At 44.7% G+C, this 14,631-nt stretch carries 11 protein-coding genes; 8 read left to right on the top strand and 3 right to left on the bottom strand.

Annotated features, from left to right (window positions below):
* The 6 genes from dnaK (at position 1) to ACSYSN_RS04585 (ending at position 8,687) form a co-directional block, all read left to right on the top strand.
* Positions 1-1,857 (top strand): molecular chaperone DnaK, encoded by a 1,857-nt coding sequence (dnaK, locus tag ACSYSN_RS04610; RefSeq protein WP_317636874.1) that lies wholly within the window; start codon positions 1-3, stop codon positions 1,855-1,857.
* 76 nt (positions 1,858-1,933) lie between these two features.
* Positions 1,934-3,070: a molecular chaperone DnaJ gene (gene dnaJ / locus ACSYSN_RS04605; RefSeq protein WP_491711764.1), complete on the top strand. Its 1,137-nt coding sequence runs from the start codon at positions 1,934-1,936 to the stop codon at positions 3,068-3,070.
* 140 nt (positions 3,071-3,210) lie between these two features.
* A complete protein-coding gene (gene lepA / locus ACSYSN_RS04600) occupies positions 3,211-5,049 on the top strand; it encodes a translation elongation factor 4 (protein ID WP_491711763.1) in 1,839 nt (612 codons plus the stop codon).
* A 60-nt stretch (positions 5,050-5,109) separates the two neighbouring features.
* Positions 5,110-7,386, top strand: coding sequence for a single-stranded-DNA-specific exonuclease RecJ (gene recJ / locus ACSYSN_RS04595; protein WP_491712903.1), 2,277 nt, complete (start codon positions 5,110-5,112; stop codon positions 7,384-7,386).
* A 90-nt stretch (positions 7,387-7,476) separates the two neighbouring features.
* Positions 7,477-8,004 carry an adenine phosphoribosyltransferase gene (locus ACSYSN_RS04590; protein WP_491711762.1) on the top strand — a complete coding sequence of 176 codons (528 nt, stop codon included), beginning with the start codon at positions 7,477-7,479 and terminating at the stop codon, positions 8,002-8,004.
* 185 nt (positions 8,005-8,189) lie between these two features.
* Complete coding sequence (locus tag ACSYSN_RS04585) at positions 8,190-8,687, top strand: GNAT family N-acetyltransferase (protein ID WP_491712902.1); 498 nt, start codon at positions 8,190-8,192, stop codon at positions 8,685-8,687.
* A gap of 43 nt (positions 8,688-8,730) precedes the next feature.
* Here the strand turns inward: ACSYSN_RS04585 and ACSYSN_RS04580 are convergent, their stop codons facing one another.
* On the bottom strand, positions 8,731-11,004 hold the full coding sequence (locus tag ACSYSN_RS04580; RefSeq protein ID WP_491711761.1) for an HAD-IC family P-type ATPase: 2,274 nt from the start codon (positions 11,002-11,004) through the stop codon (positions 8,731-8,733).
* Positions 11,005-11,246: 242 nt separating this feature from the next.
* On the opposite strand from ACSYSN_RS04580, the gene ACSYSN_RS04575 reads away from it, so the two are divergent.
* A complete protein-coding gene (locus ACSYSN_RS04575; RefSeq protein WP_491711760.1) occupies positions 11,247-11,513 on the top strand; it encodes a YxeA family protein in 267 nt (88 codons plus the stop codon).
* 126 nt (positions 11,514-11,639) lie between these two features.
* Here ACSYSN_RS04575 and eno read toward each other — a convergent pair whose 3' ends face one another.
* Positions 11,640-12,926, bottom strand: coding sequence for a phosphopyruvate hydratase (gene eno / locus ACSYSN_RS04570; RefSeq protein WP_491711759.1), 1,287 nt, complete (start codon positions 12,924-12,926; stop codon positions 11,640-11,642).
* 244 nt (positions 12,927-13,170) lie between these two features.
* Between eno and ACSYSN_RS04565 the strand changes: the two genes are divergently transcribed.
* The gene (locus ACSYSN_RS04565) at positions 13,171-14,001 is read left to right on the top strand and encodes a DegV family protein (RefSeq protein WP_491711758.1); all 831 of its coding nucleotides are present in this window, start codon (positions 13,171-13,173) and stop codon (positions 13,999-14,001) included.
* Positions 14,002-14,034: 33 nt separating this feature from the next.
* Here the strand turns inward: ACSYSN_RS04565 and ACSYSN_RS04560 are convergent, their stop codons facing one another.
* Positions 14,035-14,613, bottom strand: coding sequence for a phosphatase PAP2 family protein (locus ACSYSN_RS04560; protein ID WP_491711757.1), 579 nt, complete (start codon positions 14,611-14,613; stop codon positions 14,035-14,037).
* Positions 14,614-14,631: the final 18 nt, after the last annotated feature.

Here is a 14,631-nt window from a genome sequence, read left to right as displayed (position 1 = left end):
ATGTCAAAAGTTATCGGAATTGACCTCGGAACAACCAACTCAGCAGTGGCTGTTTTAGAGGGTAAAGAACCAAAAATCATTACTAATCCAGAGGGTAATCGGACTACTCCATCTGTAGTCGCTTTTAAAGATGGTGAAATTCAGGTTGGTGAAGTTGCCAAGCGGCAAGCGATCACTAACCCTAACACAATTTCATCCATCAAGCGACACATGGGTGAGGCCGATTACAAGGTCAAGATTGCTGATAAAACTTATACACCACAAGAAATTTCGGCAATGATTTTGCAGTACATCAAGAAGTTTTCTGAAGATTACTTAGGTGAAAAGGTTACAGAAGCAGTTATTACGGTCCCAGCTTACTTTAATGACGCACAGCGTCAAGCAACTAAAGATGCTGGTAAGATTGCTGGCCTAGAGGTTAAGCGGATTATCAACGAACCAACTGCATCATCCTTGGCATACGGTCTTGACAAGGATGCTGAAGATGAGAAAGTCTTGGTTTATGACCTCGGTGGTGGTACCTTCGATGTTTCCGTTTTGCAGCTGGGTGATGGCGTCTTCCAAGTCCTTTCTACTAATGGTGATACCAAGCTCGGCGGGGATGACTTTGATAACAAGATTATCGACTGGCTGATTAAGAACTTTAAGGACGAAAATGGCGTTGACTTGTCCAAGGACAAGATGGCCTTGCAACGGCTCAAGGATGCGGCTGAAAAGGCTAAAAAAGACCTGTCCGGCGTTTCCTCAACCCACGTCTCACTGCCGTTCATCTCAGCTGGTGAAGCGGGTCCACTCCACCTGGAAGCCGACTTAACCCGGGCTAAGTTTGATGAATTAACCGCCGATTTAGTTGACCGGACCAAGGTCCCATTTGATAATGCCTTAAAGGATGCGGAGCTGACTGTCGGTGACATCGACAAGGTAATCTTAAACGGTGGTTCAACTCGTATTCCAGCTGTTCAAGAAGCCGTTAAGAAGTGGGCTGGCAAGGAGCCTGATCACTCCATTAACCCAGATGAAGCCGTGGCCCTTGGTGCTGCAATTCAAGGGGGAGTTATCTCCGGTGACGTTAAGGATGTCGTTTTGCTTGATGTTACACCACTGTCACTTGGAATTGAAACAATGGGCGGCGTCTTCACCAAGTTAATTGAAAAGAATACGACTATTCCGACTTCTAAGAGTCAAATTTTCTCAACTGCAGCCGACAACCAACCAGCCGTTGACGTGCACGTTCTGCAAGGTGAACGGCCAATGGCAGCTGACGACAAGACCTTAGGGCGCTTTGAATTGACAGACATTCCGGCTGCACCACGTGGTGTACCACAAATTCAGGTTACCTTCGACATTGATAAGAACGGGATTGTGAATGTTTCGGCTAAGGACATGGGGACTGGCAAGGAACAAAAGATTACCATCAAGAGTTCATCTGGTCTGTCCGACGAAGAAATTCAGAAGATGCAAAAAGAGGCCGAAGAACACGCTGAAGAGGATAAGAAGAAGAAGGAAGAAGTCGACTTGCGCAATGAAGTTGACCAACTGATCTTCTCAACGGAAAAGACACTGAAGGACACTAAGGACAAGGTATCTGAAGAAGATACCAAGAAGGTTCAAGAAGCCCTTGATGCTTTGAAACAGGCCCAAAAGGATAATAACTTAGAAGAAATGAAGTCTAAGAAGGACGAACTTTCTAAGGTTGCTCAAGACCTGGCGGTTAAGCTCTACCAAGCTAATGGCGGTGACCAAGCTGCTGGTCAGGCTGGACCTGAAGCAGGTCCACAGAATCCAGGCGCCCAAGGTGATGCAAACAATGGTGCAACTGGTGATGGTGAGTTCCATAAGGTAGACCCAGACAAGTAAAGGGTTTATAATTGAATAAATCAGAAAAGAACTGCCGCGAAGTAGTTCTTTTCTTTTGAGAGTTAGGAGCGTTTAGATGGCACAGGAAGATTATTATGGCGTGCTGGGCGTTGACCGCAATGCCAGTGATAAGGAAATTAACTCTGCTTACCGGAAACTAGCAAAGAAGTACCATCCGGACATTAACCATGAACCGGGAGCCGAAGAGAAATACAAGAAAATCAACGAGGCCTATGAGGTATTGCATGACGAGCAAAAACGGGCCCAGTACGATCAATTCGGGTCTGCCGGTGTCAATGGCCAGGGCTTTGGTGGTGGTCAAGGTTATGGTGACTTTAATGACTTTGGCGGCTTTGGTGATATTTTCAATGACTTCTTTGGTGGTGCTAGTGGAGGTGGTCAGCGCCGGGCCGATCCAACTGCACCCGCGCGCGGTGAAGACCTTGACTACACATTGACAATCGATTTTATGGATGCGATTACCGGTAAAAAGACGCAGGTATCATACACCCGTAGTGAGACTTGCCAGACTTGCCAGGGCTCGGGGGCAGAAAAGGGTACGCATCCAGTTACCTGTGACAAGTGTAACGGGAGTGGTTATATGACGGTTACGCAGAAATCTGTTCTTGGCGTCATTCGCCGGCAAACGGTTTGTGACAAGTGTCGCGGCCGCGGTGTGGTTATCGAACATCCTTGCCAGACTTGTCACGGCCAAGGCGTTGTCCAAGGCAAGAATACAATTGAAGTCAACATCCCAGCGGGCATTGATAACGGGCAACAGCTACGCTATGAGGGCCAAGGCGAAGCAGGTAAGAACGGCGGCCCTTATGGTGATCTGTACATCAGTTACCGGATTAAGCCGTCCAAGGACTTTGAGCGTAATGGTACGACCATTTACACAACAGTGCCGATTTCCTTTGCTCAAGCCACTCTGGGCGATGAAATCAAGGTTAAGACGGTACATGGCGAGAAGGAGTTAAAGATTCCGGCCGGAACCCAGCCCAACAAGCAGTTTACCCTGCGCGGTGAAGGTGTACCTTATTTGCGGGGCAATGGTAATGGTGACCAGGTGACAACCGTTCAGGTGCAGATTCCGCAATCAATTAATGAACATCAGAAGGAAGCTTTAGTTGACTTTGTCAAGGCCGGTGGGGGCTCGATTTCACCACAAGAAAAAGGCTTTTTTGAACGACTAAAGGAAAAGCTGCAGTAAAGACTGAATTTAATTAAGGACTCACTTACAGTGAGTCCTTTTTGGATCCATGGATCAGGGAAAGATTCGTCCTATTTGATTTTATCCAACTGGTGAATTTGCTATAATAGGGTGATACAGATAAAGGGTGCAAGGATTTTATGGACATTAAGAAATTACAAGATTATCAAAAACATATTCGTAACTTTTCGATTGTAGCGCACATTGATCATGGTAAATCGACTATTGCTGACCGTATTTTAGAGCTAACCGATACGGTATCAGAACGTCAGTTAAAAAATCAGATGCTGGACGATATGCCACTTGAACGGGAACGGGGCATTACGATTAAAATGAACTCGGTTGAGATCAAGTACCAAGCTCAGGATGGCGCCGATTATATTTTTCATTTGATTGATACACCGGGGCACGTTGACTTTTCGTATGAAGTGTCGCGATCGCTTGCTGCCTGTGAAGGTGCACTTTTGGTTGTCGATGCTTCCCAGGGCGTGCAGGCCCAAACCCTGGCTAATACTTACTTGGCGATTGATAATGACCTTGAGATTTTGCCCGTAATTAATAAGATTGACTTGCCTTCAGCTGATCCGGACCAGGCCAAAGAAGAAATTACGGAAATGCTCGGGATTGATGCCAGCAATGCGGCTGAAGTTTCCGGCAAAACCGGGCAGGGCATTGCCGAATTGCTTGAGGATATTGTGCAAAATATTCCTGCGCCAACCGGCGACCTTACTGCCCCTTTAAAGGCCCTCATCTTTGACTCTAAATACGATGACTACCGCGGGGTAGTGCTGTCTGTACGGATTGAAGAGGGCACGGTTAAACCCGGCGACCAGATTAAGATCATGAATACGGGCAAGGAGTATGAGGTTACAGAGGTGGGTGTTTCAAGTCCCCACCCAGTCAAAAAAGATATTCTAATTGCTGGGGATGTTGGTTACCTAACTGCTAACATTAAGTCTGTGCGTGAAACGCGAGTCGGTGATACCATCACAGCAGCTGAAAATCCAACTGCAGAACCACTGCCAGGTTATCGGCAGATCCCGCCGATGGTTTATTCAGGAATGTATCCAGTTGATAATGCTAAGTATGACGACTTAAAAGAAGCACTGCAAAAATTCCAGTTAAATGATGCAGCGCTAGAATTTGAACCGGAAACTTCTACGGCTTTAGGCTTTGGCTTCCGGTGCGGGTTCTTGGGTTTACTGCACATGGATGTGGTTCAAGAGCGACTGGAGCAGGAGTATGATATGGATTTGATCATGACTGCACCATCGGTTGACTATCACGCGATTATGAACGATAGTTCTACCAAGGTAATTGACAATCCAGCTGACTTACCAACGGCGGGTGAATATCAGGAAGTCCAAGAGCCGTATGTGAAAGCAGAGGTAATGGTGCCCAATGATTTTGTGGGTCCAGTAATGGAACTTTGTCAACGCAAGCGCGGCGACTTCGTTACCATGGACTACTTGGATAAATACCGGGTTAACGTGATTTATAATATGCCCCTAGCGGAAATTATTTATGATTTTTTTGATGATTTAAAATCGTCGACCAAGGGTTATGCATCGCTAGATTATGAAATCACGGGCTACCGTGCCACTGATTTAGTCAAAATTGATATCTTGCTGAATAAGCAGGTTATTGACGCCCTTAGTTTTATTGCTCACCGTGACGAATCCCAGAAGCGCGCTCGGCAAATGACGTCAATGCTGAAGAAGTTAATTCCGCGTCAGAACTTTGAGGTTGATATTCAGGGCGCAATCGGTGCCAAGATTATTTCGCGGGCAACCGTTAAACCATATCGTAAGGACGTTACGTGGAAAATTCATACTGGTGACCCGGATAGACGGGCCAAGTTGTTGGAGAAACAGAAGCGGGGCAAGAAACGAATGAAGTCTGTTGGCCGGGTTGAAGTTCCTCAGGATGCTTTTATGGCGGTTTTGAGGATGAATGATGATGACCTCAACAGCAAGTAGCCTAGAGAGAGCTTGCTGTGAACAAGCTAATTAAAAGAAAAGGGCTTAATTGAATAGATGATAGATTGGAAGCAGCGCTCAGGCACTGAATTAGCTCCTGAATTAGTAGCAGAGTATCAACTTAGCCCCATCACGGCTAAGTTGTTCTCTTTGCGTGGAATTAATACTGCGCCAAAGTTGGATTTTTGGCTTAATGCTAACGAAACAGACCTGGCCAGTCCCAGCCTGATGCATGACCTGGATAAGGCGGTAGAACGGATTAACCGGGCTATAGATGAAGGCGAAAAGATTACTATTTACGGTGATTACGATGCAGACGGTATCACGGCTACTAGTATCATGGTGGAGACACTGGGAATTCTTGGAGCAGATGTCCATTACTTTATTCCTGATCGCTTTAAGGATGGCTATGGTCCTAATATGGAAGCCTATCAGAGAATTGTGGCAGACGGTACTAAGTTGATTATTACGGTTGATAATGGAATAACTGGGCTTGATGAAGTTGCTTATGCGAATAGCCAACAGGTTGATACCATTATTACCGACCACCATAAGTTTCAAGCAGAGCTTCCAGACAGTTATGCGATTGTCCATTGTAACTATCCGGGGCAGGATTATCCGTTTGATGATTATTGCGGAGCTGGTGTTGCCTACACAATTTCCCGTGCGCTAATGCAGGATTCAATGCCTGAACTTTTGGAGCTAGCAATGATTGGAACCATTGGAGACATGGTCAAGGTTTCCGGTGAAGGACACATCATTGTCAAGCGGGGACTGGAAATAATTAATCAGACGGAGCGGCCTGGCTTGCGCGCTCTAATCAAAAATGCTGGTTTGAAACTGGGACAGATTAATGAAACCGATATTGGCTTTAACGTTGCGCCGCGGCTTAATGCAGTGGGACGTCTTGCTAATGCAAGTTTAGCTGTCGAATTACTGTTATGTGAAAATGATGAAGAAGCCCAAACAATCGCAGACCAGGTTGAAAAACTAAATGAAAAGCGCAAAGACTTAACCATGCGAGTTTATCAGTCATGCCTGAAACAGATTAAGCGTAATGGTTGGCAGTCCAAGAATACCCTGGTCATTTATGATCCTGACTTTCATGAAGGGGTGCTCGGGTTAGTGGCCAATAAGATTGTCGAAGAGGTTCACAAGCCAACAATTATTTTAACTAAAAACGAGGCGGGCCTGGTTAAGGGCTCAGGGCGGACATTGCCCGGCTTTAACGTCTTTGATGCGTTGAACCCGCTTAAGGAGGACTATTTGGTTAAGTTTGGTGGCCATGACTTTGCCTGTGGTCTGTCAATGGAAGCCGACAAAATTTCACCATTTAGAGCAGCTTTTGAAGCTAGCTTCAAGGGTACGAAAGAGCTTCCGACCAAGTATTATGACTTTGAATTGCCATTGGCGGGCCTCAGTCTTGAAACAATTACAGACATTGAAACAGCTGGCCCTTTTGGTACCGACAACGTCCAGCCGGTTTTTAGTATTTCGCAGCCAGAAATTGCTAGTTGCTTTTATATGGGCCAGGAGAAGAACCATATTCGTTTGACTGTTGCTAAAAACGGTGGCAAGCTGGGGGTGGTTGGTTTTAACCAAAAGGACCTAACCCGGGTGCTACTAACCTATCTTGACCAGTTGTTCATCCAACTAGGTAAGAATAGCTACCGCAAGCAGGTCAAACTGCAGGGCATCTTGACGGGAATTAGCTTTGCGGCGCCGGCAGTTAGTCTGACTACCCCAGTGGTTGACCTGCGTCACGAAAAATACGTCATGGGTTTTGCAGATAGTTATCTGTTATTTGACAAGCAAAATCAGACACTTGCTAGCAGTATGTATGGCTTGGATCCAGCAAAAATCATGCCCATTAGTGATTATGACGGTAAGGGAGAAATGGCAGTCTTGCTAGATGTTCCTCATAATCAAAAAGAGCTGGATGAGGCGCTGACCAAGGACTACGGTCAGCTTTACCTACGTTTTTTGCTTGATCGTTTGCCTGTTCAAAGCATTCCAGCTAAGTCGGCTTTTGCTACTGTTTTAGGTTATGTCTATCAGCATCCCGGCTTGACAATTGACGATTTCCGCCAGGTGGCCCGGTTTTTGGAACTTGACTATAACAGTGTACTTTTCATTTTACGGGTCTTTTTTGAATTAAACTTTATCCGCTTAGACCAGGATAAAATCATGGGAGTTAAAAATCCGTCAACTAGACCATTGACCGCATCTAAGTACTTTTTGGGAGTGAGTGCACAAGTCAACTTCGCCCAGGAATTACGGCAAATGGCCAGCTCCAAGTTATTAATGTACGTGAACCAGCAATTACGTTTGCATTAATTTGAATCATTTAATGCTTTTAGGGCAAAAGTCTGTTAGAATGATTAAGTTCAAGCAGGCAATAAAGGTTTTGGAGGTTTTTTTCTTCTTATGTTAAACAATTTTGAAGAACATATTGCAAGTGTTAAGGATTTTCCCAATCAGGGGATTGTTTTTAGGGACATTACGCCCATTTTACAAGATGGAAAATTGTTTCAAGCGGCCACACACAAGTTAGCTGATTACGTTAAGAGCAGAAATGCTGACGTTATTGTTGGACCTGAGGCTCGTGGTTTTATTGTAGGGTGCCCCGTAGCAACTGAATTGGGGATAGGCTTCGTGCCCGCTAGAAAACCGCATAAGCTGCCCCGTGAGGTTGAACGCGCTTCCTATGACTTGGAGTATGGTTCAAACAGTTTAGAAATGCACAAAGACGCAATTAAGCCAGGACAAAGAGTAGTCATCTGTGATGACTTGTTAGCTACTGCTGGTACACTACGGGCCTGCAAGCAATTAGTTGAAGACTTAGGTGGGAACCTGGTTGGTGCAGCTTTTTATATTGAATTACCAGATTTAAAAGGCAAGGAAAAATTGCCTGGACTTGATATTTATTCCCTGACCAAGTTTCATGGGGCATAAAAATTTACTATCAGGCAATGTTTTTATTAAAAAAGTTGGAGATTGGCGACTAGCCAATCTTTTTTACTAGAAAAAATTATAGTAGTATTAGGTCAAATTTTTTTACAATTCTCATACGAGTATATATAATGGTACGGTATTTCAAAAAGGGAGAGTAAAATAATTTGCAATTAAGAAAAGCAACAATGGCTGATTTTGACCAAGTTATCACCATTTTAAAAGACGGAGCCAACCAGTTAGCTGAGCGCGGTGTTGACCAGTGGCAGGGCGATTATCCGTCCCTGGACCAGGTTAAAGAGGATATTGAGCATGGTTGGGCCTATTTGGCCCTCTCAGCTGATGAAGAAACCGTCGGCGCCATTGCGATTGTTGATGCCCCAGACCCGGCCTACGACCAGTTAAATGGTAAGTGGCTTAGCAATACTGACCAGTATGTGGTCATCCATCGGGTAGCTATTCATTCTCAGCATGCTGGTAAAGGCTATGCAACACAATTATTAAGTTCGGTTATTGATAATATCAAGACCAAGCGTGCTGATGTTGAGTCGATTCGGATTGATACGCACGAAGACAACCAGGCGATGCAGCACTTAATTGCTAAGATGGGCTTCACCAAAGTCGGTACGCTTCACGGTGTTTATCGGCCAAAGGAAATTTCTTATGTTTATGAATTGGTAAAATAAAAAGAGAACTCGATAGATGAGTTCTCTTTTTATTTTAACTATTTTATCTATTCTTCATAATCGACTGATAGAAAAGATCAATGACAATAGCTGCAAGTAGGGCAACTACGAAGGTTATTCCCAAGTTAGTCCAGTTGATCTGAGTCATGGCGATGCCGCAGAGGGCGAGAATCACGGTTAGGATAATGTCTCCTAACTGGGTCAAGGCCACCGCCTTAGATGGATAATCTTGCCAGAAGTACCGCTTGGTCCGGGTGATCAGAATAATGAACATGGCACTGAGGACGAGGAAGACATAGACCATGGTCGAAATAGTGCCGTGCGACCAGCCATGGGTGGTCAGGTAGGCAATTGCGGCAATCCCGATAATGGTCCAGCCGGAAGCAAGAGAAAAGGCGATCTTGGCCAGCTTAGCCATGTTCCAGTTTTCCGGCTTATAAGTAATTTGAGCGCGGTCGGTTCCAATCATCATCGTGACCATATTGTTCATGATGGTGTAGATGACCATTGCGTTTAAGGCCATTGGAATGTAGTCGAAGAAGAGGTAACCAAAGGTAAGGATCATGGTTAGCTGGGCCGTTCTGGCCAGCTTGGTCAGTGACCAGGTGGTCATGCGTTGGTAGACGCGGTGGCCTGCATCGAGGATTTTAACGATTGAGGAAAGGCCATCAGTTAGTAAAACCATTTTACCAGAGCGTTTGGCCACATCAGCGGCATTAGAAACGGCGATACCGACCTCGGCTTGTTTCAGGGCAGGCGAATCGTTGACACCGTCGCCGGTCATGCCGACAATATAGCCCTGTTGCTGGAAGAACTTGACCATGCGCAACTTGTCTTCCGGTAAGACGTCGGCAATGCCAGCTAACTTGCTAGTGTCGGTTTTATCAGAGAAATCGTGGATGGAAATCACTTGACCGCGCAAGTCGACTTCCTTAGCTACGGCAGCTGCAGTTTTTTGGTTATCACCAGTCAACATAATTGGCAAAACGCCGCGTTTTTTGAGTTCGGCCAAAGCTTCTTTGGAATCAGGGCGAACCTGGTCTTGCAGAATGAAGACCCCGGCCAGTTTATCATCGATTAACAGGGCAACAGAACGGCCAGCCCCAAAGTCAATTTCTTTAACCTTAGCGCTAGCACTAGGGTCGATCAGGGACAACTGTTTAAAGGAACCCAGTTTAATATTGTGGCCAGCAGCGGTTGCCATGGAGTAACCAGTAGCAGAAGTGAAGGGGGTGAAGTCACTGGCGCTTTGAACCGACAATCCTTGACTCTTAACATAATCATCGATTGCACTGTCGATAATCTTTTGGTTCCGTTGGTCCGTAGCGGCGTATGCCAGTCCCAAAACTTGCTTGTTGTCTAGTTTGCTAAAATTAGTCCAACTAGCAACGGCTGTCTTGTTTTCCGTAATCGTGCCAGTTTTGTCCAGTAGCAGCAGGTTGAGATTGGCTGCATCTTGGATGCCCGTTAAGTCAGAAGTCAAAACTCCTTCCTTGCTTAACCTGGTCGCCTCAAAGGAGTTCGATAAGGCAAAGGTGGAAGGCATGGCAACTGGAATTGAGGCAATAAACATCATGGCCAAGAAGGGAAGCATATTGATAAGGTTCTTGAGGTCGCCGCCTTTAAAGAAGGAAGCAATAATGATTACTAACGTTAAAACGCCATCAAGAACACACAAGTAGTAAATAATCTTGGTAAGTAGCTGCTGCAAGTGTCCAGGAGCTGCAGAGTTGTTAATTAGGTTGATAGTCTTACCAGACCGAGAATTAGCGCCAGTGGCGGTAACAAGGGCCAGACCTCTGCCTTCAGTGACCGTTGTGCCAGCGTAGGCCGGATCTTGCGGGTTCTTGCGGACTGTCTTGGCTTCACCCGTAATGGAGCTTTCGTCAGTTGAAATTTGTCCGTCAAGTAGCCGCAAATCGGCGGCAAGGACGTCGCCAGCCTGTACACTGATTAGATCGCCAGGAACCAGGTATTTTGAATCAATATTTTGCCACTTGCCATCACGCTCAACTGAGACTGTCGGCGTCAACTTGTGCGAAATATTGTTCAACACACGTCGTGATTGCTTTTTCTTCGACGCACCATTCCAAGCTGCAAACAATAGCATTAACAACACGAATAATGATTGAATCCATTTGCCCAAGATACATTCTAAAAGTAAGGCCGCTTCTAAAATCCAGGCAGATAGGTTCCATAACTTCGATAAAAACTCCTTGAAAAAGTTAAATTGCGGTTCTGGCACCTCATTTAAGCCATTCTTGGTCAGAAGTTTTTCTGCTTCGGCTTGACTCAAGCCATTAATTTTTGCTGACATAGTTTTCCTTCCTTATTACTAATACTTCATCTAAATTAGCACAAATGCCACCTTTTTTCTAGCAAATGAAACGCTGACCAGCAAAGTAGTGCTTTTAAGTAATGACAGGCAAAAAGGCAATTTTAAGTTTATTTAAAGAGCCTTGTTAATAACAGTAAGATTAGAATAAAATGATTTTAGAAAATCAAAAATATAAGCTTAAAGCTACGAATTAGGAGCTGATAGTGTGGAGGAGAAAAGTTATGTTAAAGGATATCTTAATTACTGCTTACATTCTCTTGCAAATTGCAGTCGGGCGGGTGGCTTTCGACAATTATTCGGTGACGGATCGCATTAAGCAAGATCTCCCGGAAACAGTTAGTTATGCCAAAGTTCCAAAAAGCAATCGAGATTACCGCAATGTCCGGATAATTGATCCCGCAACCGGCAAGGAACTGCCATACCGCCTCAAGCGTGTTGGAGGCTACGATCCAAGTAGACAATACATTGCAATTGAGCACAAGGGCTAGTATGTACGCCAGATTGACTACATTTCAAAGCAGAAATTCTTAAAGGCGGTTGCTAAGGCCGACTAATGATAATTTAGGGTACAAAAAAAGCTTGCAAATCTGCAAGCTTTTTAAGATTAGCTAAAACTAATCCTTGTCAACGCTATCTGGGAAAGTAGCCAAACGCTCACCATCACCGAGTTCTTCTTCGATTTCAAGTAAACGGTTGTACTTTTCAACACGTTCTGAACGGGCAGGGGCACCAGTCTTAAGTTGACCACCGTTGATTGCAACCGCAAAGTCAGCAATAAAGGTGTCGCCGGTTTCACCTGAACGGTGAGAAATCATGGTGTTGTAGCCATTCTTACGTGAAAGACGGATAGTTTCTAAAGTTTCAGTCACAGTACCGATTTGGTTCAGCTTGATTAATGAAGCGTTACCGGCACCTTCCTTGATAGCCTTAGTCAAAAGCTGAGGGTTAGTACAAATGAAGTCATCCAAAACGACTTGCAATCTATCTTGATGAGTTTGGGTGAAGTTAATCATGCCGTCAACGTCATTTTCGTCGTATGGGTCTTCAATTGAAATTAATTCAGGAAATTCATTAAGCAGCTTGTCATAGTATGCGCCTAATTGGTCACCGTCAAAAACCTTGCCTTCAAAATGGTACTTGCCGTCTTCTTTGTTGAAGAACTCGGAAGCAGCGCAGTCACAGGCAATCGCAATGTCTTCACCCGGCTTATAACCAGCCTTAATAATGGCATCGTGAAGAGCTTGAAGAGCTTCTTCTGAGTTCTTCATGTTAGGTGCAAATCCACCTTCATCACCTAGGCCAGTTTCGTAACCCTTGTCTTCTAGCACCTTTTTCAAAGTGTGGTAGGTGTTAACGATCTTCTCAAAACCATCACGGAATGAAGTCTTCTTAACTGGGGTAATCATGAATTCTTGAACATCGATACCGTTGTCAGCATGCTCACCACCGTTAATCACATTGTGAAAAGTTTGTGGCATTTCCAGGTCAGTTCCGCCCAGGTAACGGTATAAAGGCTGGTGGCTGTCTTTAGCAGCAGCAGCAGCAGTTGCCATTGACACACCTAAGATAGCATTAGCACCAAGCTTGGCCTTGTTTGGAGTACCATCTAATTCAATCATTACACGGTCAATATTTGCTTGATCGTGTGGGTCCAAACCCTTTAAAGCCTTAGCAATTTCGTTGTTAACGTTGGCAACTGCCTTGGCCACACCTTTGCCGCCAACCCGTTTGCCGCCATCACGCAATTCAACTGCTTCATTTTCACCAGTTGAAGCACCTGATGGAACTTCAGCCTTACCAACAACACCATTTGAAAGAGTAACAAAAGCCTCTACAGTTGGGTTGCCACGTGAATCATAGATTTCCAGTGCATGAACATTTTCAATGACTGATTTTAACATCTAAAAACCTCCTAAAAATAAATGCTGTACTAAAAGTTAGTACATACATTAGTGGAGCCTGTGCTCCAACACTCCATGACAAATTTTAGCCTAAGTTTGTGATTATGTAAACATTTGTAAACGATTTCTAAAGTTAAAAATCTTTAAAAAAATTTAGTCGCTTTTTCTCAGAAGTTGATTTATTATTTAGCTATACGTACTTGTTATTCGATTATAATAAATTTTGGTGAGGAAGTTATAGTACATGGAAGATGTAAAATTAATTGTTGATTCTGGCGCTAATGCCCGACAAAATAACCTGTTAACGGTTGTGCCACTGATTATTACGATTGCTGGTAAGGACTTTATTGATGATGAAAAACTGAATATGGACGACTTCATTGCTGCTATGGCGCAAAATAAGGAAGCGGGTAAGACCTCTTGTCCCAGTATCGATGACTGGCTTAGGGCCCTTGAAGGCAGTAGGCGGGCGGTTATGCTGACCATTACTAGCGGCTTGAGTGGTAGTTACTCATCTGCCTTTCAAGCTAAGCAAATTTATGAAAAAGAACATCCTGGCAGTCATATTGTCGTGGTTGATTCACGGTCTGCTGGACCAGAAATGGCCGTTATTTTAGGTGAAATTAGGCGCTTGCTCGCTAGCCAGATCCGTTTCGTTGACTTAGAAGAGCAAATTTCAAAATATAAAAGTCACACCCACCTGCTAGTGATGTTACAATCGCTGCATAATCTTGCTTTAAGTGGTCGCATTAATCTGGCGGTAGCGAAAGTCGCTAGAGCTTTGAAGATTAATGTAGTAGGGACTGCCAATCGTGCAGGAAAACTGGAGCCTATTACCAAAGCTCGTGGGATTAAGCGGGCCCTCAAAGAAATTATCCGCTTGATGGAAAAGATGAACTACCAAGGTGGCCGGGTAGTCATTGATAATTGCCGCAACCAAAAAGACGCGGAGACCTTAAGAAATGAGATTATTGCCATCTATCCGCAAGCGGAAGTGGATATTCGCCCTGAACGCGGCCTGTGCAGCTTCTATGCAGAAGATGGGAGTCTGATGGTTGGTTTTGCTGAAAAATAATAGCAGCTTCAACGCGATGAAGCTGCCGTAGTTTTAAATAAAAGCGGAAAAAAGTTGCTGACAAAGGCTAAAGCAAAAGATTGCCAGTGATGTAGCACCAAGGATATCAGATGGGTAATGAGCCTTTAGGCTGATGCGGGAGGTAACTACAAGCAGCCAGGTGGCGGCCAGAATCACGATCAGCCCTGTCCCCATACTGGTAAAAAGCTGCCCAATGATTAAAACCATTACCGTTATCCCCAGGACATGACCACTGGGAAAGCTGTAGCCAGCTTCAAGATTGGAATGCATGCGGGGCCGCTTTCTGTGCATCCACCGCTTGAGCATAATTCCCGTTAAGTCGGCAAAGCCAAGTGTAGTTAAAACCCAGAGTGCCAGCAAATTTTTATTTTCATTAATCAAAAAGCTAGCTAGAAAAATATCCCAGACTACTAGCAGCTTGGGGTCATTTAAAAAGGCAATTACCCGCCAGCCACAGCCGTCATGCTGTCGAATCAACTTATGGTGTAGCCAGTGGTCAAACAGGTTAAAGCGGCATGAATTTCTAATATTATAAATGAGTAGCAACAAGATAAGAGCTGATATTGCTGTAAGCCCAATATTTGTGTACAAGATCAAATCCCACCTAAA

Source organism: Lactobacillus sp. ESL1191, assembly GCF_058504435.1.
This window is presented reverse-complemented; position numbering and strand designations above follow the sequence as displayed.

Coding starts and splice junctions, on each gene's coding strand:
- ACSYSN_RS04575 (WP_491711760.1), top strand. CDS start 11,247: ATGTTAAAGGATATCTTAATTACTGCTTACATTCTCTTGCAAATTGCA.
- dnaJ (WP_491711764.1), top strand. CDS start 1,934: ATGGCACAGGAAGATTATTATGGCGTGCTGGGCGTTGACCGCAATGCC.
- lepA (WP_491711763.1), top strand. CDS start 3,211: ATGGACATTAAGAAATTACAAGATTATCAAAAACATATTCGTAACTTT.
- ACSYSN_RS04590 (WP_491711762.1), top strand. CDS start 7,477: ATGTTAAACAATTTTGAAGAACATATTGCAAGTGTTAAGGATTTTCCC.
- ACSYSN_RS04565 (WP_491711758.1), top strand. CDS start 13,171: ATGGAAGATGTAAAATTAATTGTTGATTCTGGCGCTAATGCCCGACAA.
- ACSYSN_RS04585 (WP_491712902.1), top strand. CDS start 8,190: ATGGCTGATTTTGACCAAGTTATCACCATTTTAAAAGACGGAGCCAAC.
- ACSYSN_RS04580 (WP_491711761.1), bottom strand. CDS start 11,004: ATGTCAGCAAAAATTAATGGCTTGAGTCAAGCCGAAGCAGAAAAACTT.
- eno (WP_491711759.1), bottom strand. CDS start 12,926: ATGTTAAAATCAGTCATTGAAAATGTTCATGCACTGGAAATCTATGAT.
- dnaK (WP_317636874.1), top strand. CDS start 1: ATGTCAAAAGTTATCGGAATTGACCTCGGAACAACCAACTCAGCAGTG.